The sequence below is a fragment of the Microtetraspora fusca genome (assembly GCF_001570365.1).
Classification (GTDB): Bacteria; Actinomycetota; Actinomycetes; order Streptosporangiales; family Streptosporangiaceae; genus Microtetraspora; species Microtetraspora fusca.
The window spans coordinates 1-23,222 of the sequence record NZ_BBYK01000084.1 but is presented as its reverse complement, the minus strand read 5'-3'; the positions used below and the strand labels follow the sequence as shown (position 1 = coordinate 23,222).

19 protein-coding genes are annotated in these 23,222 nt (G+C 72.6%); 11 read left to right on the top strand and 8 right to left on the bottom strand.

Annotated elements, in window-relative coordinates; genetic code table 11:
• Nucleotides 1–10: 10 nt before the first annotated feature.
• A complete protein-coding gene (locus AWQ68_RS37695; protein ID WP_066950730.1) occupies nucleotides 11–910 on the bottom strand; it encodes a class I SAM-dependent methyltransferase in 900 nt (299 codons plus the stop codon).
• 238 nt (nucleotides 911–1,148) lie between these two features.
• Between AWQ68_RS37695 and AWQ68_RS37690 the strand changes: the two genes are divergently transcribed.
• The gene (locus tag AWQ68_RS37690) at nucleotides 1,149–1,757 is read left to right on the top strand and encodes a superoxide dismutase (RefSeq protein WP_066950727.1); all 609 of its coding nucleotides are present in this window, start codon (nucleotides 1,149–1,151) and stop codon (nucleotides 1,755–1,757) included.
• An 85-nt stretch (nucleotides 1,758–1,842) separates the two neighbouring features.
• Here the strand turns inward: AWQ68_RS37690 and AWQ68_RS37685 are convergent, their stop codons facing one another.
• Nucleotides 1,843–2,877 (bottom strand): LacI family DNA-binding transcriptional regulator, encoded by a 1,035-nt coding sequence (locus tag AWQ68_RS37685; RefSeq protein WP_066950724.1) that lies wholly within the window; start codon nucleotides 2,875–2,877, stop codon nucleotides 1,843–1,845.
• Nucleotides 2,878–3,002: 125 nt separating this feature from the next.
• Here AWQ68_RS37685 and AWQ68_RS37680 point away from each other — a divergent pair, with 125 nt between their 5' ends.
• From AWQ68_RS37680 to AWQ68_RS37650, 7 genes are all read left to right on the top strand, one after another.
• Nucleotides 3,003–4,634, top strand: a complete 1,632-nt coding sequence (locus AWQ68_RS37680) for an ABC transporter substrate-binding protein (RefSeq protein ID WP_066950722.1) — start codon at nucleotides 3,003–3,005, stop codon at nucleotides 4,632–4,634.
• Between the two features lie 55 nt (nucleotides 4,635–4,689).
• Nucleotides 4,690–5,637, top strand: a complete 948-nt coding sequence (locus AWQ68_RS37675; protein WP_218007216.1) for an ABC transporter permease — start codon at nucleotides 4,690–4,692, stop codon at nucleotides 5,635–5,637.
• Nucleotides 5,634–6,500: an ABC transporter permease gene (locus tag AWQ68_RS37670; RefSeq protein ID WP_084464849.1), complete on the top strand. Its 867-nt coding sequence runs from the start codon at nucleotides 5,634–5,636 to the stop codon at nucleotides 6,498–6,500. Before AWQ68_RS37675 ends, AWQ68_RS37670 begins: the two co-directional genes overlap by 4 nt.
• On the top strand, nucleotides 6,497–7,552 hold the full coding sequence (locus AWQ68_RS37665) for an ABC transporter ATP-binding protein (RefSeq protein ID WP_066950718.1): 1,056 nt from the start codon (nucleotides 6,497–6,499) through the stop codon (nucleotides 7,550–7,552). Before AWQ68_RS37670 ends, AWQ68_RS37665 begins: the two co-directional genes overlap by 4 nt.
• Nucleotides 7,549–8,391, top strand: a complete 843-nt coding sequence (locus AWQ68_RS37660; protein ID WP_084464848.1) for an ATP-binding cassette domain-containing protein — start codon at nucleotides 7,549–7,551, stop codon at nucleotides 8,389–8,391. The genes AWQ68_RS37665 and AWQ68_RS37660 overlap by 4 nt, the downstream gene beginning before the upstream one ends.
• Nucleotides 8,388–9,473: a C45 family autoproteolytic acyltransferase/hydrolase gene (locus tag AWQ68_RS37655; protein ID WP_066950775.1), complete on the top strand. Its 1,086-nt coding sequence runs from the start codon at nucleotides 8,388–8,390 to the stop codon at nucleotides 9,471–9,473. The genes AWQ68_RS37660 and AWQ68_RS37655 overlap by 4 nt, the downstream gene beginning before the upstream one ends.
• 186 nt (nucleotides 9,474–9,659) lie before the next feature.
• On the top strand, nucleotides 9,660–10,646 hold the full coding sequence (locus tag AWQ68_RS37650) for an alpha/beta fold hydrolase (RefSeq protein WP_066950715.1): 987 nt from the start codon (nucleotides 9,660–9,662) through the stop codon (nucleotides 10,644–10,646).
• A 43-nt stretch (nucleotides 10,647–10,689) separates the two neighbouring features.
• Here AWQ68_RS37650 and AWQ68_RS37645 read toward each other — a convergent pair whose 3' ends face one another.
• Nucleotides 10,690–11,328 carry a TetR/AcrR family transcriptional regulator gene (locus AWQ68_RS37645; protein WP_066950714.1) on the bottom strand — a complete coding sequence of 213 codons (639 nt, stop codon included), beginning with the start codon at nucleotides 11,326–11,328 and terminating at the stop codon, nucleotides 10,690–10,692.
• Between the two features lie 78 nt (nucleotides 11,329–11,406).
• Between AWQ68_RS37645 and AWQ68_RS37640 the strand changes: the two genes are divergently transcribed.
• The 3 genes from AWQ68_RS37640 (at nucleotide 11,407) to AWQ68_RS37635 (ending at nucleotide 14,127) form a co-directional block, all read left to right on the top strand.
• On the top strand, nucleotides 11,407–12,843 hold the full coding sequence (locus AWQ68_RS37640) for a DHA2 family efflux MFS transporter permease subunit (protein ID WP_066950711.1): 1,437 nt from the start codon (nucleotides 11,407–11,409) through the stop codon (nucleotides 12,841–12,843).
• Nucleotides 12,844–12,861: 18 nt separating this feature from the next.
• A complete protein-coding gene (locus tag AWQ68_RS43205; protein ID WP_174554188.1) occupies nucleotides 12,862–13,017 on the top strand; it encodes a hypothetical protein in 156 nt (51 codons plus the stop codon).
• 390 nt (nucleotides 13,018–13,407) lie between these two features.
• Nucleotides 13,408–14,127 carry a response regulator transcription factor gene (locus AWQ68_RS37635; protein ID WP_084464847.1) on the top strand — a complete coding sequence of 240 codons (720 nt, stop codon included), beginning with the start codon at nucleotides 13,408–13,410 and terminating at the stop codon, nucleotides 14,125–14,127.
• A 99-nt stretch (nucleotides 14,128–14,226) separates the two neighbouring features.
• On the opposite strand, the gene AWQ68_RS37630 is transcribed toward AWQ68_RS37635, so the two are convergent.
• From AWQ68_RS37630 to lanKC, 5 genes are all read right to left on the bottom strand, one after another.
• Complete coding sequence (locus AWQ68_RS37630) at nucleotides 14,227–16,284, bottom strand: prolyl oligopeptidase family serine peptidase (protein WP_066950706.1); 2,058 nt, start codon at nucleotides 16,282–16,284, stop codon at nucleotides 14,227–14,229.
• A complete protein-coding gene (locus tag AWQ68_RS37625; RefSeq protein WP_066950703.1) occupies nucleotides 16,281–18,011 on the bottom strand; it encodes an ATP-binding cassette domain-containing protein in 1,731 nt (576 codons plus the stop codon). Before AWQ68_RS37625 ends, AWQ68_RS37630 begins: the two co-directional genes overlap by 4 nt.
• Nucleotides 18,008–19,915: an ABC transporter ATP-binding protein gene (locus AWQ68_RS37620; protein ID WP_066950701.1), complete on the bottom strand. Its 1,908-nt coding sequence runs from the start codon at nucleotides 19,913–19,915 to the stop codon at nucleotides 18,008–18,010. Before AWQ68_RS37620 ends, AWQ68_RS37625 begins: the two co-directional genes overlap by 4 nt.
• A 220-nt stretch (nucleotides 19,916–20,135) precedes the next feature.
• The gene (locus AWQ68_RS43200) at nucleotides 20,136–20,267 is read right to left on the bottom strand and encodes a SapB/AmfS family lanthipeptide (protein WP_157546386.1); all 132 of its coding nucleotides are present in this window, start codon (nucleotides 20,265–20,267) and stop codon (nucleotides 20,136–20,138) included.
• Between the two features lie 3 nt (nucleotides 20,268–20,270).
• The gene (lanKC, locus tag AWQ68_RS37615; RefSeq protein WP_066950698.1) at nucleotides 20,271–22,835 is read right to left on the bottom strand and encodes a class III lanthionine synthetase LanKC; all 2,565 of its coding nucleotides are present in this window, start codon (nucleotides 22,833–22,835) and stop codon (nucleotides 20,271–20,273) included.
• Nucleotides 22,836–23,222: the final 387 nt, after the last annotated feature.

Genomic DNA, 23,222 nt, shown 5'->3' with positions numbered 1-23,222 from the left:
CGCCCGCCTCCTACGAACCGCCGGAGGCGGTCACGGCCGGCGCGGCGGCCGGGCGGTGGGGAACGGTCGCGCGGACCAGGCGGCACAGGTCGGTGGGACGCAGGGAGTCGGAGCGGCGCCACAACGCCGGCTCGACGCTGTCGGCCTGCCGTACGTGCTCGACCGTCTCCAGGCCCTGCCGTTCCAGCAGTGCCGACAGGTCGTCGGGGGTGAAGAAGGTCAACCAGGGTTCGCCCCGCTCGGCGGCCGCGGGGAGGGCGAACTCCGCGTAGGCGGCACCGCGCTCGTCGCGGAGGGCGGGCGGCAGGGCGTACTCCATAATCAGTTCCGTGCCCGGCGCGAAGCGGCCGACGGCCGCGAGAGCGGCGGCGACCGCCTCCGCGGTGAGGTACATGGAGACTCCGAGCCAGCTCACCAGGGACGGCCTGGACGGGTCGAACCCGGCCGCGGCCAGGCCCGATCCGAGGTCGGCGGTCTCCAGGTCCGCGGGCGCGAAGGTCAGCGTCTCCGGCAGCGGGATGCCCGCGGCCGCGAGCAACTCGCGCTTCCATCGCTGCGTGGCGGGGTGGTCCACCTCGAAGACCGCGACCCGGGCGGCCGGGTCGGAGCGGTAGGCGAAGGTGTCGAGGCCCGCGCCGAGCACGACGTACTGCTCCAGGCCGTCGCGGACCAGCTCGGCCAGGCGGCGTTCGGTGTAGCGGCTGCGGGCGGTCACCTGGGCGCGGACGCCCGACATGATGAGGTGCTCGCCGTGCGCCCGGTGGAAGCCGATGATCTGCTCGGCGTGCTCGCCGAGCAGCGCGGCGGCCACGGTGTCATGGAAGATGAACGGCTCCCCGTCGACCACGAGGTGCGCGGCGCGGGCGGCCGCCGTAATGATCGCGGTCTGGCTGGGCTGTCCTACGTGCATGGGCCCGTCGTTCCTTTCTCACTATGGAACGACGATGCTAAATGCCGAGAAAATTATCGGAGCACATAATATCAGACAAAAATAAATATTGAATTACTGATCGATATTAATGGCATCACATTACGGCGTTCGCCTGTCTGTCCCCGGCAACCGGGCGGGGCCCGATCATGGCGAGGGTGGTTGCGTTAGGATCGCTATTGCGAATAACTTGCAACTAGCGAATGGTGAGGAGAACGCCATGGGGCGGTACACCCTGCCGGACATGCCATACGACTACGCCGCGCTGGAGCCGGCGATCACGGGAGAGATCCTGGAGCTGCACCACGCCAAGCACCACGCGGCGTACGTGAAGGGCGCCAACGACACGCTGGACCGGCTCGCCGAGGCCAGAGACAAGAGCGAGTTCGGCAATCTGGTCGGGCTGGAGAAGACCTACGCGTTCAACCTGTCCGGGCACGTCCTGCACTCGATCTTCTGGCAGAACCTCTCGCCCGACGGCGGCGACCGTCCGGACGGGGAACTCGCGGCGGCCATCGACGAGCACTTCGGCTCCTTCGAGGCGTTCCAGAAGCAGCTCACCACCGCGACCTCGACCGTGCAGGGCTCGGGCTGGGGCGTCCTGGCCTGGGAGCCGCTCGGCCGCCGGCTCGTCGTGGAGCAGGTCTACGACCACCACGGCAACGTGGGCATGAACACGACCCCGCTACTGGTCTTCGACGCCTGGGAGCACGCGTACTACCTGCAGTACCGCAACGTCCGCCCCGACTACGTGGAGAAGTTGTGGTCGCTGGTCAACTGGGACGACGTCATCGCCCGCTTCGGGGCGGCCACGGCCGTGGCGTCCTGACGTCGCCCCTCACCTGACTCGGCGCCCGCGCCCCGGCCTTCCTTAGAGATGTCCAACCGGGGCGCGGGCGTCGGCGTGTCGCCGGTCAGTCGTCCCCGGTGGAGGCGCGCATGCGCAGATCCGCGGGCAGGACGATCGGCCCCGGCCGGGTGTCCCCGGCCAGCCGCGCGATGAGCAGCTCGACGGCCGCCTTGCCCGTCTCCTCCGGCATGAGATCGAGGGCCGTGATCGCGGGTGTCGCGTGGCGCGTCTGCTGCGCGTCGGAGCCCGCCGCGATGAGCAGGTCACGCGGGACGGCCACGTCGAGCCGTCGCGCCTCTGCGAGCACACCCGCCGCGTGCCGTCCGGTCTGGCAGTAGACCGCGTCGGGCCGTGGCTGCCTGCCCTTCAGCAGCCGCCGGGCGGCGTCCGCGCCGCCCTCCTCGCCCGCCGCCTCGGGGATGTGCAGGACGCGGGCGGGCACGCCGTGCCGTCGCGCCCACGACCGGTACGCCTTCTCGGAGTCCACGTTCCAGGCGTTGTCGTCGGTGCCCGCCAGAAAGGCGATGCGCTCGGCGCCCCGTGAGCGCAGCAGGTCGAGGACGCGTTTGGTCTCGCACACGTCGTCGGGGCCCACCCAGTCGGTGAACGTCGGCCGCCCCGGATCGCGGCCCACGGTGACGACCGGCACCGAGGCGTCGAGCAGCCGGGTGAGCACCGGGTCGTCGCGCACCGGATCGCCGACGACGTAGCCGTCCACTCCGTGGGCGTACTGGGGGATGTCCGAGCGGGTCAGGTCGGGCACGAGCATGAGACCGAGCCCGTGGTCGAGCGCGGTCACCGCCGCCGCGCCGGCGAACCGCATGAAGTAGTCCACGCCCTCGGGCAGGTACGACCCGATCGCGTCGAGCGGGCGCATGTCGAGTCCGAGGACGCCGGTGCGCCCCTGGCGGAGGCCGCGGGCCATGGGGTGGGCGCGATAGGCGAGGCGGTCGGCGACGGCGAGGACCCGCTGCCGCGTGGCTTCGGAGGCGGTCCCCTTGCCGTTCAGCGCGTGGGACACCGTGGTGACGGAGACGCCGGCCTCGCGCGCGACGTCTCGGATCGTCGGGCGGGAGGGGGGTGATCCCTGCTCGGACATACCGAACATGGTAGGACACAAAACCTTTTACTAAAACGTTTTGTGCTGTATGGTCGCTGGCTATCGCGCCCAGGGCCTGCTCAAACGGCCCCAAAGGGTCCACTCCCCCCAGTTCGGAGAACGAGATGCGTATCTGCGCGACAGCGGTTCTGGCCGCATCGCTGAGCCTCGGACTCGCCGCGTGCGGCGGTGGCCCGGCCGTCCAGAAGACGGCCGACCGTAAGCTCGACGACCTTCTTGTGACCACCCCGGCCGCACAGCGGGATCTCGACAAGGCGACCTGGAACCTGCCCTTCGGCGAGCCCGCGTCCCTCGACCCCATCAAGGCGTTCAACTACCCCGAGAACACCGTCGTCGCGAACCTCTGCGAGGGGCTGACGCGGCTCGACCCCGACTACTCGCTGAAGCCCAACCTGGCGGAGAAGGTCGAGACCACGGACCAGAAGACCTGGGTGTTCACGCTCCGGGACGACGTCCGCTTCTGGGACGGCACGCCGATGACCGCGGACGACGTCCTCTTCAGCCTGCGCCGCCACCTCGACCCCGACGAGGGCAGCTACTGGGCCTCCGACCAGATCACGGGCAACATCGCGAGCATCGAGAAGACCGGCGAGCACCAGGTCACCATCACGCTGAAGAAGCCCGACGCCACGCTCAACTCGTACATGGCCACCCCGATCGGCGTGGTCGTCCAGCGCGCGCAGCGTGAGAAGGCGGGCGCCAAGTACGGCACGCCCGAAGGCGGCGTCATGTGCACCGGCCCGTACACGTTCTCCTCCTGGGCGAAGGGCTCGACGATCACGATGCTGCGCAACGACGCGTACTGGGACGCGTCGCGGCGGGCGAAGACCCGGCAGGTCGACCTGCGCTTCATCGTCGACCCCGGCGCGATCGCGAGTGCCCTGGAGACCAACGCCATCGACGGCTCCTACGACGTCCCGATCGACGCGGTGGACCGGCTCTCCGCATCCAGCGCCGGCACGCTGTACCTCGGCAAGTCCCTCCAGGTGGTGGGCGTCATCAGCACCGGCAGCGGCCCGCTCGGCGACCCCGCGGTGCGGCGCGCGCTCGCGCTCGCCACCGACCGGGAGGCCATCGCGGCGACCGTCTTCTCCGGCACCGCCCAGGTGCCCCGCTCGCTGGTGCCGCGCGGCGGCTGGACGTACGGCGACGGTGTCTTCGGCCCCGCGTACGACGCCCTGCCCGGCACCGCGAAGAACGTCGACGAGGCGAAGAAGCTCCTCGCCGGGGCCGACCTCGGGAACCGGACGATCACCATCGCCTACCCGAGCGAGCGCCAGTTCTACGCCGACATCCTGTCGGAGATGTCCAACGCCGGCCGCGAGCTGGGCCTCACCATCCAGCCCAAGGGCGTCCCGAGCGCGCAGTACGGCGCCTTCTTCTCCGACGCCAAGGCGCGCGCCGGTTACGACGGCTTCATGACGACCAACTACATGGACGTCCCCGACCCGCTCGCCTTCCTGCGCACGATCGCCGCCAAGGGCGGGTCGCAGAACTTCGACGGGCACTCCGACCCGGAGACGCAGCGCCTCATCGAGCAGGCCGCCGGGACGCTGGACGAGACCGAGCGGGCCAAGGTCGTCACCGAGCTGCAGACGAAGGTGATGGAGCGGATGCCCTGGATCCCGATCGCCGCTCCGTCGGTCAGGTTGTTCCTCCGCAAGGGGATCACCGGAGTCCCGGCCTCGTTCGTCTACCTCTACTACCCCTGGGCCGCCGACCTCGGCGCGGCGTGACCATGACCGACCCGGGGCGCGGCGACGCGCCCCCCACCTCCTGATCGGAGGCGTTGTGCTGCGCTTCGTACTCCGGCGGCTCGGCGCGCTGGCCGCCACCCTCCTCATCTCCAGCTTCCTCGTCTTCTCGGCGATGTACGCCGCACCGGGCACGCCGGAGAGCTTCCTCGTCCAGGGCCGGACCGTGAGCCCCGAGGTCCTCGCCTCGATCCGGGCCCAGTACGGCCTGGACGACCCCTTCCTGATCCGCTACTGGAACTGGCTCGGCGGCGTGCTCACCGGCGACCTCGGCGAGTCCCTCACCACCCGCCAGGACGTCGCCTCGCTGCTGGCGTCCCGGATCCCGACCACCCTGTGGCTGACCCTGTACGCCGCCGTGCTCATCGTGGTGTTCGGCGTGCTCGCCGGAGCGCTCGCCGGCCTGCGGGGCGGCGCGTTCGACACCGGCGTGCTGCTCGGGTCGAGCGTGGGCTTCGCCGTCCCCACGTTCTTCGCCGCCGTCCTGCTCATGAGCGTCTTCTCGGTGACCCTCGGCTGGTTCCCCGTCTTCGGCGCCGGGTCCGGCTTCGTGGGGCGCATCGAGCACCTGACCCTGCCCGCCGTGGCGCTCGCGCTCCCGGCGGCCGCGGTGGTCGCCCGCATCACGCGCACCGCCGTCGTCGAGGAACGCGCGGCGGAGCACGTCTCCGTCGCGCTGGCCCGCGGCGTCCCCTGGCGCGTCGTGGCCCGCCGGCACATCCTCCGGAACGCGATGCTGCCCGTCACCACGATCGTCGGGGTGAACATCGCCGCCCTCGTCGCCGGCGCGGCCGTCGTCGAGCACGCCTTCACCCTCGACGGCGTCGGAGCCATGCTCATCAACTCGGTCCAGCAGAAGGACTTCGCCGTCGTGCAGGCCGTCGCGCTCCTGCTGGTCGCGATCTTCGGCGTGGTCAACCTGGTGATCGACGTCCTCTACGCGGTCATCGACCCGCGCGTCCAACTCGGAGGTGAGAGCGCGTGACCGCGCAGACCCTCGACCGCCCGGCCGTACGGCGGCGCGGCGGCGACCTGGCAGAACGGCTCGGCCCGCTGGGCCTCGCCGCCCTGGCGGTCGTCGCGCTGATCACGCTGGCCGCGCTGTGCGCCCCGCTGATCACGTCCCACGACCCCGCCGTCGGCAGCGTCATCGAGCGCTACCAGGGCCCGAGCGCCGAGCACCTGCTCGGCACCGACCAGTCCGGCCGCGACCTGCTCGCCCGCCTGCTGTACGGCGCGCGCACCAGCCTGCTCGGCGCGGCCGTCGTCGTGCTGCTCGCCGGCGCGGGCGGCGCCCTGCTCGCCCTCGTCGCCGCCTGGTTCGGCAGGACCGTCGACGCGCTCGTCGGCCGCGTCCTCGACCTGCTGTTCGCCTTCCCGAACCTGCTGCTCGCGATCCTCGCCGTCGCCGTGTTCGGGACCGGGCTCGGACAGGTCACGGTCGCCCTCGCCATCGCGTACGTCCCCTACACCGCGCGCGTGCTGCGCAGCGTCGCGCTGCGCGAGCGGCGGCTCGGCTACGTCCAGGCGGCCGAGCTCCAGGGGCTGTCCGGGCTCGTCGTCAGCGTTCGGCACATCCTGCCCAACATCGCGCCGCAGATCCTCACCGGCGCCGCGATCAACTTCGGGTACGCGATGATCGACCTCGCCGCGCTGTCGTTCCTCGGGCTCGGTGTGCAGCCGCCCACCGCCGACTGGGGGCTGATGGTGTCGCAGGGTAAGGACTCGCTCCTCCAGGGTCACCCGCAGCAGAGCGTCTTCGCGGGCGTGTGCATCGTCGTCGCCGTCGCCGCGTTCAGCGTCATCGGGGAGCGGCTCGGCGGGCGGAAGGCGGGTGGCCGGGCATGAACGTCCTCGAACTCGACGACGTCCGTCTCGACCTGCCCTCCAAGCACGGAGACCGGACCCTCCTGCGGGGCGTCTCGCTGTCCCTCGCCCCCGGAGAGGCTCTCGGCCTCGTCGGCGAGTCGGGGTCGGGCAAGTCGATGACGCTGCGCACCGTCCTGCGCACCGAGCCCGAAGGCGCCCGGGTGACCGGACGGGTGGTGCTCGACGGCCGGGACGTGCGGACGCTCGGCGCCGCCGACTTGCGTCGGGTGCGCGCCGACGCCGTCACCATGATCAGCCAGAACCCCCGGGCCGCGCTGAATCCGGTACTCCGGGTCTCGCGGTTCCTCGTCGAGGGGCTGTGCGACGCGCGCGGCGAGAGCCGGGAGGCGGCCACCCGCCGGGCCCGCGACCTCCTCGCCCAGGTCGGGATCGCCGACGTGGACCGCTGCATGGCGTCCTATCCGCACCAGCTCTCCGGCGGGATGCTGCAGCGCGTCGTCATCGCCGCGGCGGTGGCGAGCGCGCCCCGGCTGCTGCTGGCCGACGAGCCCACAACGGCGCTCGACGTCACCACGCAGTCGGAGGTCATGGCCATCCTCGACGGGCAGCGCCGCGAGCACGGCATGGCGATGCTCTTCGTCACCCACGATCTCGAACTCGCCTCGGCCGTGTGCGACCGCATCGCCGTGCTGTACGCGGGGGAGATCGTGGAGATCGCCACGCCCGCCCAGCTCCACGCGGCGCCGCGGCATCCGTACACGCGGCTGCTGCTCGACTCGCGGCCGAACATCGCCGCCCGGGTGCCCGCGCTGCCCGTCATCCCCGGCCGGCCCATCGCCGCGTACGAGATCGAGGGCGGCTGCGCGTTCGCGTCCCGCTGCCCGTGGGCGGCGCCGCGCTGCGAGCGGGAGGAGCCCGCGCTGGTCCACGACGCCGGTCGCGCCACCCGCTGCCTGCGCGCCGGCGAACTGGCCGACGAGCTGGCGGGCGCACCCGCCGATGATGCGGCGGATGTTTCGGGGGCACCGGCGGAGGCCGGCCGGGACGGCGAAACGGAGGCGAGGGCGTGAGCACCACCGCGGAGAACGTCATCGAGATCAGCGGGCTGCGCAAGCAGTTCGCCGTCGGCCGGGGAAAGCGGCGCCGCACCGTCCACGCGCTCGACGACGTCAGCCTCGCCGTCGCCGACGGGAGCTGCCTCGCGGTCGTCGGCGAGTCCGGATCGGGCAAGACGACCCTGGCCCGGATCCTGGTCGGCCTCGAAAGCGCGGACGGCGGCGAGGTCGTGCTCGCCGGCCGCCCCGTCGCCCGGCGGCCGCGCCGGGCGGAGCGGCGGGCCCGCGCCCGCGACATCCAGATGGTCTTCCAGGACCCGAACGGGTCGCTGAACCGCCGCCGCACGGTCGAGGCCGCGATCAAGGAGGTGCTCGCCGCCCACCACCGGGTCACCGGGGACGAGGCGCGTCGCCGGGTCGGCGAGCTGCTCGACCAGGTGGGCCTGCGGCCCGCGCACGCCCGGGCGCTGCCCGGCGAGCTCAGCGGCGGCCAGCAGCAGCGGGTCGCCATCGCCCGGGCGCTCGCCGCCGAGCCGCGCGTCCTCGTGCTGGACGAGGCCGTCGCCGCGCTGGACGTGTCCGTGCAGGCGCAGGTGCTCAACCTGCTGGCCGAGATCCGGCAGGCCCGCCGGCTCACCTATCTGTTCATCACCCATGACCTGTCCGTCGTACGGCAGGTGAGCGAGGAGGTCGTCGTCATGCGGCAGGGCCGGATCGTCGAACGGGGGAGCACCGACGAGGTGCTCGACCGTCCCCGGCACGCGTACACGATGCTGCTGCGCGACAGCGCGCCCCGGCCCGGATGGCGGCCCCGGCTGTCCACCGGCGCGGACGCGCGGGAGGTGGAGGCGTGAGCCCCCATACGCACCTGCGGATCGAGGAGGCCGACCCGAGGCGGCGCGGGCGTGAGCGCGGGCAGCGGCTCAGCGCCGACATCGTGCGGGGCTGGCGCACGTACGCGGAGCTCTTCGAGGTCGCCGCGGCGGCCACGGGCGTGACGCTCGACGTCCCCGCGCTCGCCCTCCGGAGCCTCGCCGCCACCCGCGCGTGGGCGCCCGAACTGGCCGGCGAGGTCGAGGGTGTCGCCGAGGGCGCGGGCGTCCCGCTGTGGGTCGCCGCCGCTCTCAATGCGCGCACCGAGATCCTCGCCACGGCCGGAACGCCGCGCGCCGGGGAGTGCTCGACCGTGGTCCGCGCCGGCGTCCTGGGCGGGCAGACGTGGGACTGGCACGAGGAGCTGGCGGACGGGTGGCACCTGCAGTCCGTACGCGGCGACGCGGTGGCCTTCACCGGCATCACCGAGCACGGCATCCTCGCCAAGATCGGCCTCAACGAGGCCGGGGTCGGTGTGCTGTTCAACATCCTCGGCCACGCGGACGACGGCGCGGACGGCGTGCCGGTCCACCTCGTCGCCCGCAAGGTCCTCGGCGGCGCGCGGTCGTACGCGGAGGCGGTCGGCATCCTGACCGAGGCCCCGGTGTCCGCCTCCACCGTCGTGACCGTCGTCACCGCGGACCGGGCGGCGTGCGTCGAGCTGAGCCCGGCGGGCGCCGCCGTGATCACCCCCGACCTGACCACGCCGGACGGCTCGGCCTGGCTCGTCCACACCAACCACTTCGCCGACCCGGCGCTCGCCGCGGGCGAGTTCCGCGGCCGGGCCGAGCCGGAGACCTACGACCGGGCCCGCCTGCTCGCCGGGCGGATCCGGGACGGATGGCGCCTCGACGACGCCGACGACCTCGCCGCGCTGCTCACCGCCCATCAGAGCGACGGCGCGGAGGTCTGCTGCCACGCGCCCGCCGACGGACGGCTCGGCACGCGCTGGGCGTCGCTGGCCACCATCGCGGTCGAGCCCCAAGCCGGCCGCCTCATGGTGCACGACGGCGGCCCCTGCTCGGCGCACCCGTCCGCCTGGACCGCCCTGCGCGCCGGCTGACGTCCCTCCCGCTGCTCCGCCGTCACCCGCGGCGGAGCAGCGCGGGGCAGCGGCAGGACTTGCCGAAGCGGCAACACGATTCACGGCGGCGTCACCGCACAGCGGACGATTGACGTGCGAGCCACGATCGGTGCGCCCACCTGGTCCGCACCTGCTCGCACGAGGATCAAGAGTTTTGGGGGATCGATGTCGACGTCCGCTCCCGCCGCCGCGGCCACACATCGTCTGGTCGCGTCGCCCGCTGGTCGTATCCACCTGGTGGAGCAGGGCTCCGGGCCGCTGGTGCTGCTGGTGCACGGGTTCCCTGAGTCGTGGTACTCCTGGCGCCACCAGTTGCCGGCACTGGCGGCGGCCGGCTACCGGGCCGTCGCCGTCGACGTTCGCGGCTACGGCCGTTCCTCCAAGCCCGGCGACGTGGCCGCGTACCGGATGTTGGAACTGGTCGAGGACAACGTCGCCGTGGTGCGTGCCCTGGGCGAGCGGACGGCGGTGATCGTGGGCCACGACTGGGGCGCGACGATCGCCGCCGACTCCGCCGTCGTACGGCCCGACGTCTTCCGCGCGGTCGGGCTGTTGAGCGTGCCGTACGCGCCGCCCGGCGGACCGCGCCCGAGCGAGGTCTTCGCACAGATGGGCGGAGACGAGGAGTTCTACGTCAGCTACTTCCAGGCGATCGGCCGGGCCGAGGCCGAGATCGAACCGGACGTCCGCGGCTGGCTCGCCGGCCTCTACGCCGCCCTGTCCGCCGACACGATGCCGCCCGCCGGCGCCCCGGACCCGCACTTCGTGTCCCGGGGCGGAAGGCTGCGTGACCGGTTCCCCGCAGGTCGGCTGCCCGCCTGGCTCAGCGAGGACGATCTCGATGTCTACGCCGCGGAGTTCGAACGGACCGGTATGAGCGGGGCTCTCAACCGCTACCGGAACATGGACCGGGACTGGGAGGACCTCGCCCGCTTCAACGGTTCCCCCATCACTCAGCCGTCGCTGTTCATCGGAGGTGCGCTGGACGCGTCGACCACCTGGATGGCCGACGCCATCAAGGCATACCCCGCGACCCTGCCGGGCCTGGTCGCCTCGCACATACTCGACGGCTGCGGCCACTGGATCCAACAGGAACGGCGAGAGCGGGTCAACGAGATCCTGACCGGCTGGCTCGCCTCTCTGCCCGCCTGACCCGGCCGGCGAGACGCGCTCTGTGGAGCGCGCGGGGAGGAAGTCAATCCGCCGTCCGACCGTCCGCCGGTCCGAAGGCGGTGAGGAATGTGCCGACGGCGGCGCGGGCGATCTCATGCAGCTCGGCGTCGCCGATCTGGCGGGTTCCCATCCGGGAGCGTGCTTCCAGCGGGCCGGTGAGCAGGGCCATGAACTGCTCGGCCGCTTGGTCGGGGTCGGGGGCGCGCAGGCGTCCGGCGAGGGTGAGCCGTGCCAGCCGGTCGGCCATCGCCTGGGTGAGGCGGTGCGGCCCGCTCTCGGTGACGATGTCGAGTAGGTCGGGAAACTGGGTGATCTCCGAGTAGAGCAGCCGCCGCAGGGCGCAGGAACGGTCGTCCGTGTGCAGGCGGAGGAGGTGGTGGCCGACCTGCTCCAGCGTGGCGCGCAGGTCGGGGCCGGGGTCGGCGAGCGGTTCCAACGCGGCGAGTCGCTGATGCAGCGCCGTCTGGGCCGCGGCCTGCATCGCGTGCCGGAACAGGGTGGCCTTGTCGCTGAGGTGGTTGTACACCGTGGGTTTGGCCACGCCCGCCTCGTCGGCGATCTCCTGCACACAGGCCTGGGCGTACCCCTGGCGGGCGAACACGGTGAACGCGCCGTCCAGGATCGCCTGCCGCTTGTCGATCCGTCCACGTGACCTGACCATGCCCCGATTGTACTGGCCGGTTCAGTCACATGAACCGATCGGTTGCATTTGGATCAACCAGATAAGTATTTTGAACCCATGAGTTCAATAACGGCAGACGATCGTCTCGATCGACGGTTGCTGGTGATGATCGCCGTGGTCCTGCTGGGCGGGCTGCTGGGGATTCTCAACAGCACGATGGCCGCCGTCGCCACCGGGAGCCTGGCCGCGGCGTTCGACGCCTCGCTCAGCATGGTCGGCTGGGCCTCCACCGGTTTCCTGCTGGCGGTCACCGCCACCATCCCGTTCACCACCTGGGCGGTCGACAGGTTCGGCGGCAGGCGGCTGTGGCTGACGGGCCTGGCGCTGTTCGTGGCCGGGTCGCTGGCCGCCGGGCTGGCCTGGAACGTCGGCAGCCTGATCGCCTTCCGCGCTCTGCAGGGCATCGGCGCCGGGTTGCTCGACCCGCTCGTGCTGATCCTGCTGGCCCGCGCCGCCGGACCGCGGCGCGCCGGACGGGTGATGGGCCTGATGGGAGTGGTGCTGTCGCTGGGACCGGTGCTCGGGCCGATCGCGGGCGGCGCCGTCCTGCACGATCTGTCGTGGCGCTGGATGTTCCTGCTCAGTGTGCCCATCGGGCTGATCGCCTACCTGCTGGCCCTGCGGGTGATTCCGGCCGACTCCCCGGCCGGGCGGCGGGCACAGGTCCGCCTGGACGTCCTGGGACTGGCCCTGCTCGCACCGGGATTCGCCGCGCTCGTCCTGGCTCTGTCGCAAACGGCCGAGCAGGGGGCGTTCATCGCTTGGCAGGCACTGCTTCCGCTGGCCGCGGGCATCGCGCTGATGCTCGGCTACGTCGTCCACGCGCTCGCCTCGCGGCGCACGCCGCCTCTGATCGACGTGCGGCTGTTCGCCTCCCGCGGCTTCACCGCCGGCGTCACCATCATGGGGCTGGGAGGTCTGGCCAACTTCGCGACCCTGTTCGCGCTGCCGCTGTACTACCAGCAGGCACACGGGCAGGGTGTGCTGGCCGCCGGGCTGTTGATGGCCCCTGCGGGTCTGGGCGGCGCGATCGCCATGCCGCTCGCGGGTGGGCTGTCGGACCGGCTCGGCGCCCGCGGCCTGGCCGTCGGCGGCGCGGTCCTGGCCGGGCTGAGCGCGCTGGCGTTCACCCGGATCGGAGCCGATACCGCCGAGATGTGGCCCGTGCTGGCGGCGCTGACCATCGGCCTGGGCATGGGCTGTTTCAGTGCCCCGACGATGGGGTCGCTGTACCGGAGCCTGCCCGGTCCCATGGTGGCGCAGGGCAGTTCCGTGCTCTACATGCTCAACCAGCTCGGCGCCGCGCTCGGCGTCGCCCTGGTCACCCTCGTCCTGCAGACCTCCGGCGACCCGATCGCCGGATTCCACGGAGTCTTCTGGCTCGTCGTCGCCGCCATCGCGGTGGTCCTCGCCGCGACCCCGCTGCTGCCCGGCCGTCCTCAGGTGTCGGCCGACCACCCCCAGGCCGTCACATCCGGAAAGGCGTCCTCATGACAGCGATCGTCATCACTGGTGGTACCGACGGGATGGGCCGGGCCCTGGCCCGCACCTGTCTCGACCGGCGTCGCCGGGGAGTACGACGCGGCCACCGCCGCCCATGTCGCGGCGCTCAAGAGGTACGGCGCCCCCGTCGATGAAGGCATCAAAGCGCTCTCGGTCCTCGAATGATGGGGGATCCCGCGCGGTTTGGAACTCCATATTCGCCAGGAAATGGCGTAATCGGTGGATCTATATCCGAGTCCCTATGGTTTGTTAAATTCATTGCGAATTGTCCGGATCTGTTGTGAGGTGCGTGGATCAACGATGAGACGGGTGTCCTGCTCGTTGATGTGGTGGGATGCGCCGGTAAACCGTCGGGAGCGGCCTGGCGTCTGATCTTGGTGAGGCTGGAGAAATAATCCAGCTAGATCACGGTATTTCAGTGCCTCGGCATAAGGTAACGCTATATTTCCGAAATGGAGTGGGCGCAGACTCCAAGGGGGAGAGATACGAAGCTGTGCGGGCCGGGGGAGAAATCGCGTGCAACCGACCTTGCCAAGGCGCATAAGGAGAACGGGCTTGATCCGTCTACTGCTAGCGGAGAACATGCACCTTGTCCGATCGGCCCTCGTGGCGCTGCTCTCCACGGAGGAGGACCTGGAGGTGGTCGCGGAGACCGGCGAGGGCGGCGAGATCGTCCCGCTCGCCGGGGAGACCCGTCCGGACGTCGCGCTCCTCGACATCTGCCTCCCCGGCGTCGACGGCCTGACGGCCGCGGCCGAGCTGCACGAGCGGATGCCCGAATGCAAGACGGTGATCCTCACCGGCCTCGGCACCCCGGCGGCGCTGCGCCGGGCGCTCGGGGCCAAGGCGCGCGGCTTCATGGTCAAGGACGCCTCGGCCGAGCAGCTCGTCGACTGCGTGCGCCGGGTGGCGCGCGGGGAGCGGGTGATCGACCCCGAGCTGGCCCTCGCCGCGCTCAACGCCCCGGAGAACCCGCTCACCTCGCGGGAGCTGGACGTTCTCCAGGTCGCCGCCGAGGGCTCCACGGTGACCGAGATCGCCGACCGGCTCTATCTGTCTCCGGGGACGGTACGGAACTACCTGTGCCGCATCCTGCCGAAGGTCGGCGCCCGTACCCGTGTGGAGGCGATCAGGATCTCGCTGGAGCGCGGCTGGCTGTGGCCGGAGACGGGCGGCGACATCGGCATGGTCCACTACCCGCCCCTCGGCCCTCGGCGCGGCTCCGGCGGCGCCGAGCGTGCCCCGGTCCCCGGCCGTACGGCGCCCCGGCGCTGATCGGGCCGCGGGTTTCTTCCGGCGAGGTGACCGGCCGGCCAAGGTTCGTGGACACCCCACCAGGTGCATCAAGCCTCGGTGCGCCGGGCGCTCGGCGGGTCACCGGTGTTCCGGCTGGAAGAGGCCCGTGTGGGCGGCGATGAAGGCGAGAGTGTCGGCGGCGAGCGCGGTGGCCCGGCTGGTGGCCCGGGCCCCGTGCCCCACGTCGCCCTCGTGCCGCAGCAGGATCGGCCGATCGCCGCCGGTGGCCTGCTGGAGGGCGGCGCACATCTTGCGCGCGTGCGCGGGATCGACGCGGGTGTCCCCGCCGAAGACGGTGAACAGCGTGGCGGGATAGTCCACGCCCTCGCGCACCCGGTGATAGGGCGAGTAGCCGAGCAGGCAGCGGAAGAGGTCCGGATCCTCGGCCGAGCCGTACTCGCCCCGCCAGGCCGGGCCGAGGCCGGAGCGCTCGTAGCGGACCATGTCGAGGAGCGGGGCCGAGCAGACCGCGGCGGCGAACAGGTCGGGCCGCTGGGTCAGGGCCGCGCCGACCAGCAGGCCGCCGTTCGACTCGCCCCAGATCCCGAGCCGGTCCGGAGTGGTCCAGCCGTCGGAGATCAGCTTCTCCGCCGCCGCGACGAAGTCGTCGAAGGTGTTCTGCTTGCGCTCCAGCATGCCGGCGCGGTGCCACTCCTCGCCCTCTTCGCCGCCGCCGCGCACCATGGCCACCGCCACCACACCGCCGGCCTCGGTCCACGCCAGGGTGTCGGCGGCGTACGCGGGGGTCAGCGCGACCCCGAACCCGCCGTAGCCGTACAGGATCGCGGGCCTCGGCCCGTGCAAACCGGCCCGCGCGATGACGAGCATCGATACCCGAGTCCCGTCGGCCGAGACGCAGTGCAGCCGGTGGCTCTCGATCCGCGGCTCCTCGTCGCCGGACGAGGAGCCGCGCGGCCGTCCGCCAGGTATGGCGGCCCGCGCGCCCGGGTCGGGCCAGGGGGCGGTCTCGCCGGTGCGGCCGTCGAAGCGCCACACCGCAGGCGGTGTGACGTGGTCGGTGTAGGTGAACCACGCCTCGCGGCCGTGCCGTACGGACAGGGAGCCGACGGATCCCGCGCCGGGCAGCGGCACGGAGCCGAGCCGTTCGCCCGTGTCCAGATCGTGGACGCCGATCTCGGCGATCGCGTGCCTGATGTGGGTGACGAGCAGCAGGGGGCGGCTCGGCCCGGTTCCGTCGAGGATGGCGAAGTCCGCGAGAACCGCCTCCGGGTCGGCCGGGACCAGGTCCTTCCACACGTCCGGCCGCTGCGGGTCGCCCACGCACAGCCGCACCCGGGGCGCGTCCCGGTCGGTGACGACGTACACGCGGCCGTCGCGGGCGACGGTCAGCGCGGTCCGCGCGTCCACGCCCTCCTGTACGACCCGCAGATCAGGCTCCTCGGGGCGGCCCCCGGCCAGGTCGGCCAGCCACAGGTCGTTGCGCGAGCCGAGGGACGCGGAGACGACGAGCCAGCGGCCGTCCGCGCTGATCTCCAGCCCGTACGAGGCGACCCCTTCGCGGGCGAAGACCGGGACGTCCACCGGGATGCCCGTCCGGTGCAGGAAGACGCCGCGCGGCTCGGTGCGCACGTAGAAGAAGCCGGTCCCGCCGGCCAGCCACGCCACGGGGGAGTAGCGGCAGGGGCCGACCGGCCCGTCCACGACGCGGCGCGTCCGGACGTCCATGACGTACAGCTCCGACCGCTCGTCCCCCCTGCGCGAGATCTGGTACGCCAGGAGGCCGCCGTCCGGGTCGGGCTGCCACGCGTCAAGCGTGGTCAGGCCGGTCGGGTCGATGACCGACGGGTCGAGGAGAAGCTGCTCGGCCGGGCCCGGCCCGGTGACGTGGAGCGCCGCGTGCTCCTGCCCCGCCGTACGGCGCAGGAAGAACGCCCGCTCGCCCCGCCACAGCGGCGCGGTGACCATGCCCGCGTCCGCCAGCTCAGCGAGCCGCGTGTACAGCCGGGCCCGGCCGGGCAGAGCGGCGGCGTGTGCCCGCCAGAGGTCGTCCTGCGCGGCCAGCCACCTCCGTGTCTCCGCGTCGTCCGGGTCCTCGAGGCGGCGGTAGGGGTCCGGTACGGCGACGCCGTGCAGCCGATCGACGACAGCCTGGCGCTCCACATAGGGGTATCTCATGACACCTGCTTCACGTCGGGGGTCCACTGGCCGAGCAGATCGCGGTAGAGCGGCGACACGGCGACCAGCTCGTCATGCGTGCCGAGCCGTGCGCGCGTGCCGTCCATGAGCAGCACGTGCTGCGCCCGAAGCGCCGAGGTGAGCCGGTGCGCGACGACGACGAGGGTGCCCCCGCGCCGGGCGAACGCCGCCTCCGCCCGTGCCTCGGCCGCCGGGTCGAGATGGCAGGTCGCCTCGTCCAGGATCACCAGCCGGGCCGGTGACAGGTACGCCCTGGTCAGCGCGATGAGCTGGCGCTCGCCCGCCGACAGGGCCGCCGGGTTGACCTCCGCCGACGGCCCGCCGATCCGGCGCGCCAGCTCCGTCATGCCCACCTCGTCGATCGCCCTCCGTACGGCGGCGGGGGAGGCGGGGGACAGGTAGGTGAGGTTCTCGCGGAGCGTGCCGTGGAAGACGTACGCCTCCTGTGGGATCAGCACGCGGGCGGCCGGATCGACGTCCCGCGCGGGCACGCCGCCGATCCTGACCTCTCCCGAGGACGGTTCGAGCAGGCCGGTGACCAGCGCCGCGAGGGTGGACTTGCCGAGCCCGCTCGGGCCGACCACGGCGAGGCGGCACCCCTCGGGCAGGACCAGATCCAGGTCGGACACCACCGGCTCCGCCTCCGGCCCGTACGCGAACGTCACGCCGCGCAGCTCGACCCGGGTGTCGCGCGGCCGGACCGTCCTCCGCGGCCCGAGGCGCGGTCCGCGCGGGGTGGCCGCCCGGCCCCGGCCCCTTCCGGCGCGCCTCGACCCGGGACCGGGCAACGGCGTGGTCTCCCGAATCCTGGAGACGGACGCCGCCAGCCGCACCCCGCTGACCCCGAGCCCCTCGACGAGGCCACCGAGCGCGGGCGCGAGCGACTGGACGACGTAGGCGAGCGTCCCGACGACGGCTCCGGCGCTCGCGCCGAGCCCGGGACCGTACGCGAGCACGAGCAGGACGGGCAGCCAGCCGGCCACGCCGAGCGACAGCGTGCGCACCGCCGTGACGCGGGCGACGCGGCGCGCCGCCGCCGCCTGCGCCGCGATCGCGCGTCCGACGTCCGCGGCGACGCGGTCCTCGGCTCCGCAGGAGACGATGTCCCGCAGGCCCCCCGCCATCGCCGCCACGGACTCCGCCAGATGCTCGTCGGCGACGAGGAAGGCGCGCTGCCTGCGCGCCATGGCGGGCAGCGACAGCAGGAACACCGCCAGCCCGGCGGCGAACGGCGGCAGCACCAGCGGCAGCATGGCCGGCAGGAGCGTCGCCATGCCGAGGACGACGCTCACCACGGTGAACGCGAACGACCGGACCACCGTGATCACCGAGGCGAAGGCGTCCCTGGCCAGCTCGACCTGGAGGGTGGACCGGGCGACCGACTCCGCGCCCGGCCGCCACGGCGGCGTCACCGCGTGGCGGAGGGTGCCGCCGACCACCCGGGCCAGCAACTCGTCGCGGAACGGCTCGGCGATCGCGGCGACGGCCAGGACGGACTGCCGGGCGCCCACCGCGGCCACCAGCCATGCGCCGCCGAGCAGGGCGAGCCAGGCCAGCCCCGCGACCGGCCTGCCCGCCGCGAAGCCGTCCTCGATGGCGCGGGCGATCGCGTGCCCGATGAGGAACGAGGGCAGCGTCTCCGCGAGGGACCATCCCGCCAGCCGCGCCAGCCGGCGCGGCTCCCGCGTCACCGCCCGCCAGATCACGCCCGCCCCCCGTCCGAGACGCCGGGGACGCCGGGAACTCCGGGGACGCCGGGAACATCGGGGACATCGGTCTGGAAGACGGCCCGATAAGCGGGGTCCCGCGCCCACAGCACCTCGTGCGGGCCGTAGCCGCGTAGCCGCCCGTCCTCCAGCCACAGCACCGCGTCCGCCCTGGCGGCGGTCGCGACCCGGTGGGTCGTCAGGATGCGGGTCCGCCCGCCCAGCTCGCCGGAGAGCGCGGCGGCGACCCGGCGTTCGGTGAGGGTGTCGAGGCTGGAGGTCGCGTCGTCCAGCACCAGCAGGCGCGATCCCTGGGCGAAGGCGCGGGCCAGCCCGATCCGCTGCCGCTCACCGCCCGACATCGGCGCCTGCGCCAGCGGGGTCGCATAGCCGAGGGGGAGCCGCCGTACGAACTCGTCGGCGCAGGCCGCCTGCGCCGCCGGGACGAAAGGCGCGTCTCGTCCCGGCTCGAGAGGGTCTTGTGAGCGGAGAAGGGGTTGTTCGTCCGCTTCCGGCTGGGTAATGTCGGCCAGCCCCTCGGTCGTGTTGACCAGCCTCTCGGTCATGTCGGCCAGCCCCTCGGTCGTGTCCGCCAGACCCTCGGTCGTGTCGGCCAGACTCTCGGTCGTTTCGGCCAGGCCGAGGCCGATCGCGTCGCCGACCGTGTCGCCGACCAGGACCGGCCGCTCGAACGCGTGGCCGACCGCCCGGCGCAGCGCCGTACGGGACAGCTCGCGCACGGGCACGCCGTCGAGGAGCACGGTCCCCTCGGACGGGTCGGCCAGCCGACCGGCCAGCGCGGCGAGCGCCGACTTGCCGGACCCGGACCTGCCGACCACCGCGACCGCCGCCCCGCCCGGGATGACGAGGTCGACGCCGCGCAGCCCGCTCCCCGAGACGTCACGGAACTCCAGCGCTCCCGAACCGGCGGGCAGCGCGCGCCGCCCGTACGTCAGGGGAGGCTGCCGCCAGAGCTCCTGGACCCGTCCGGCCGCCGACCGCGCCCTGGCCAGCCGTCCGACGTATCCGAGCGCGGAGCCGAGCCCCGCGCCGAGCACCGCGTACCGTGCCGCCGCGTACAGCTCGCCGACGGTGAGATCGCCCCCGGCGAGCCGCAGGCCGCCGACCACGAGCACCGCCACCTCGAGAAGCGGCACGACGATGCCGGCGCGGACCCCGGCCTTGGCGTTCGCCCGCCACAGGCCCTCGCCGTACGCGCTCAGAAGGGGAAGCGGCGCGAGCACCCGCGCGACCTCGCTCTCCGTCGTCCCGGCGGCGGCGATCGTACGCGCGCCGGACAGCGCGGTGACCAGGCGGGCGGCGATGTCGCCCTGCGTCCCCTGGTACGCGGCGACGACTTCGGACGTGTCCCGCATGAAGGCGCGCAGCACGAGCACGATCAGCGCGAGCCCGGCGACGAGGGTGAGCGCCGACAGCGGGTCGATGAGAACGAGCGCCACCAGGCCGCCGGCCGTCGGGACCAGCAGGGACGCGCCGGTGACGATCGCCTCGGGCGCGTGCCCGGTCTCCTCGGCGTTCATGCCCAGCCTGGTGGTGAGGTCCCCTTCGGGGAGGCGGCGGGTCAACGCGGGGCCGGCGCCGAGCACGTGCGTCATGGTCCGGTGGCGCAGCCACGCCGAGGCGGCGGCGCCGGACGCGCCGGAGGCCCACACGCGCAGGCTGTCGCAGACGATGACTCCGGCGAGGACCAGCGCGCAGCTTGTGACGGAGCCGGGGAGGACGCCCGGAGAGGTTCCAGCGGTCAACGTGTCCACGGTCCGGCCGATGACGTACGGGAGGGCCAGTTCGAGGACCGAACCTCCGACGGCCACCACGGCCAGGACGAACACCCACGGGCCGCCGTGCCGGATCGTCCGGACCACCAGCCGGTCTGCCGCCTCCATCCGTCCTCCTCACCGAGCGCGACGCTCGTCCGGGACGTCGCCGGTTCCCGATGTCCGGGGTTCCGGCGCGTGCCGTGGCTGTCTTCGGGGGTGCTCCTTCCGAGCGGGCGGCCCCCACCCGCTCGACGGGGGTGGGGCCGCAGGGGTCGGGCCCCGGACGCAAGCACCCGGGGCCCGAGCGGCCGCCGTGGACGGGCGACCTTCATATGACCGACCTCTGCTAGTGGCAGAGAACGATGCTGAGGTTGCTCGGCCGGCACGACTGGCAGGTCAGCACGGTCAGCGTGCTGCCGCCGCCGTACGAGCCGGCCCCACCGGGGGTCTCCATGCCCTGAAGATCGAGGAGAACCATTGTCTACACCTCCTTTCCTGCTCGTCGGGACGGGAGCCGCTGGCCAGGCGGCTGGCTGAAGGGGAGGAACACCGGTTCCTCGTGCAGGGCCGCGCCCAGGGCGAACAGGACGCCGGCCGTTCCTGTGGAGAAGTCCATCGAGAGCCGCAGCAGACCGTCGCCGGGGAACGCCACGCCTTCGCCGTACGGGAGCATGTGCCAGCGCAGGCCGCGGATCTGCGCGGCGAGCCCGGGATCCGACCGCCGGATCATCGCCAGCGCCGCGATCACCCCGGCCCGGCCGGTGAACAGGCCGGGCTGCACGAAGTACGCGGATCGGGTGACCGCCAGCAGGTCGTCCAGGGCGGGGCCGAGCTCCTCGTCGGCGCGGTGGGCGAGATACCGGGACAGCACCAGCGCGATGCCGACCGACCCCTCGTCCAGGTACGGAAGGTGACGCCAGCCCTGGTTCACCTGGAGTGATCCGTCCGCCGCGCGCACACAGCGCCGCAGGTCCTGGCGGATCGCCACGCGGGCCAGGTCGAGCAGCCCCGCGTCGCCGGACCGCTCGTACGCGTGCAGGAAGAGCAGCGCCGGGCCGGATGAGCCGAACATCAGCCCGGCGCGCGGGTTCGCGCCGCCGCTGACGTCCGGCACGTCGTCCGGGCCGCCGAGCCGGTCGGCGCACACGTCGACCACCTCACGCGCCCGGTCGAGGAGCTCGGACTCGCCGGTCGCCGCGCCGAGGTCCAGCAGGTTCAACCCGATGCCGGCCAGGCCCGCGTACAGGCCCGGCCCCAGCCCCTCCCACTTCTCCCGCAGGCAGATGTCCATGACGTCGAGGGCGTCCTGCCGGTGCCCGAGCCGTTCCAGGACGTGGGCGATGCCGTGCAGGCCGTCGTAGAAGCCGAGGGCGCTGCCGGGCTCCGGCGCGACGGCGCGTTTGCGCAGCCAGTCCTCGTGGTCCGGGCACCGTCCCGCGCCGGTCGCCGCCAGCGCGTGGAGCACCCCGGCCGCGCCGTGCGCGAGGCCGAGCCCGCCGCCCGGACGGAACTGCGCCACGTCACCGGGGAACAGCCGGTCGTCGCGGTCCGGCGTGGCCGAGGCCAGAACGGCACGGCACAACACGTCGCGAATCTCCGGCCAGCGGCCCGGGTCGGGCGGCTCCTCCATGTCGTGGTCGCCCGCGATGGTGCGCGCGGCCTCCTCGATCGTCGCGGCGGGGACCGGGAACGTGTCCGTGACCAGCCGGGCCAGATGCCGGGCCTTGCCCGGCCGCATCGGCGCCATGATCGTCGTCTGCGGCGCGAACAGGCCCAGCCGCAGGCAGGCCAGCGCGTACTCGTCGCCCGCCACCCCGCGCCGGTCGGACGGCGCGGCATAGGCGGGATGGCCCAGCGCCGGCCGGGCCCGGTCCTCGGCCCAGGTCGCCACCTCGAAGTCGATCAGCGCCACCCGGCCCTCGTCCGTGACGAGGATGTTGTTCGGATGGAGGTCGCCGAAGACCACGCCGCGCTCGTGCAGCGAGCCGACCGCCCGCTCCACCCGGCCCAGCATGTCCAGCGCCCACTCGGTGTACGCCGAGAGCGCGTCGGACGCGAGGTCGGTCCGCGTGAGCGGATAGCGGTGGACGAGCAGCCGCTGCAACGGGTTGCCGTCGACGAACTCCTCCACCAGGAAGTGGTGGTCTCCGACCGTGAAGTGGTCCAGCAGCGCGGGCACCGCGTCCAGGCCGGCCAGCCGCCGCAGGATGTCGCGCTCGTGCTCCAGCCGGGCGACCGCGTCGCGTCCGGCCGCGTCGAGCCCCGCGTGCGGCCGCGCCTCCTTCAGGACCACGCGCCGGCCGGTCGCCTTGTCCCGGCCGAGATAGACGCCTCCGCTGTTGGAGAAGTGCAGCACGCTCTCGATCTCGTACGGCAGGCCCTCCGTCGTCACGGCGTTGCGCGCGGCCAGATGGGGTTCCAGGAACGCGGGCAGCTCGACCCACGGGGGAACCGCGAAGGTGGACCCCCGCACGTCCGGGACGAGCCGGCCCTCGCCGTCCTCGATGGCGAGCACCATCTCGCCGCTCGCGTCCAGGCAGCGCCGCTCGGCGAAGCCGCCGTACCGCACATAGAGCGGGCCGCTTCCGTAGCGCAGGTCACTGAGGATGTACGGGCCCTCGACCCCGCGCAGCAGCTCGTCCAGCTCGGTCAGGACGGTTTCGAGCTGAGCATCGTCAGGGGGATAGATGGTGATCAGCTTGCCGCTGGACGAACGGGAGGCGGCCTTGGAGTTGTGCATCACCAGCACGGACTCGCTGCGCAGGAACTTGAACGCCACGTTCCTCGGCACGCAGTAGTCCCAGACCATACGCACCGCCCGTTCCGCGTCGGCCAGCCGGGCGGACACGTGGATCTTCCAACCCTGCGTGGGGAGCGCGGCGACATCGGCCGGCGTGAAGTACATCCACGTGTCGGTCGCCTGATGAAACCAGCCCTCCGGGATTTCTCTCGACAAGACGGAAAAATCCGAAGACTCAGCATTTTTCTGGTCCGGGCTGTCATAAAACAACAAATCGGCCAGGCAGTAGAGCTCGTAGTCATCCATATGCCGCCATCTCCCTGTTTATCGCTACAGAGAGAATGGCGAACGCGTCAGTGTGGGGTCTAGTTACACCGTTCACCGATACCGTGTGCGTTTTTCACCACCGCGATCGGTATGGCGTCATATCACCTGCTTGGGCGCTCGCTCGATATGCGGCTCGCTCGTCGGCTCAGCTGTTCGGCAGTTTGGATGCTCGCTGGTCGGCTCACTCGGTGGCTCGCTTGGTGGCCGATTTGTTCCGTGGGGCGGCGGCCTACTCGGCGCAAGAGGCTCCGCGCCGCGTCGGCAGTACGGACAACTCGCAGGCGTGGGCGTCAACTGGTGCGCTCCACGCCGCTCTCCAACGTCGCCGAAAGCTGATCATTGGACGGTGGGGTTGCGCGGCAGCCA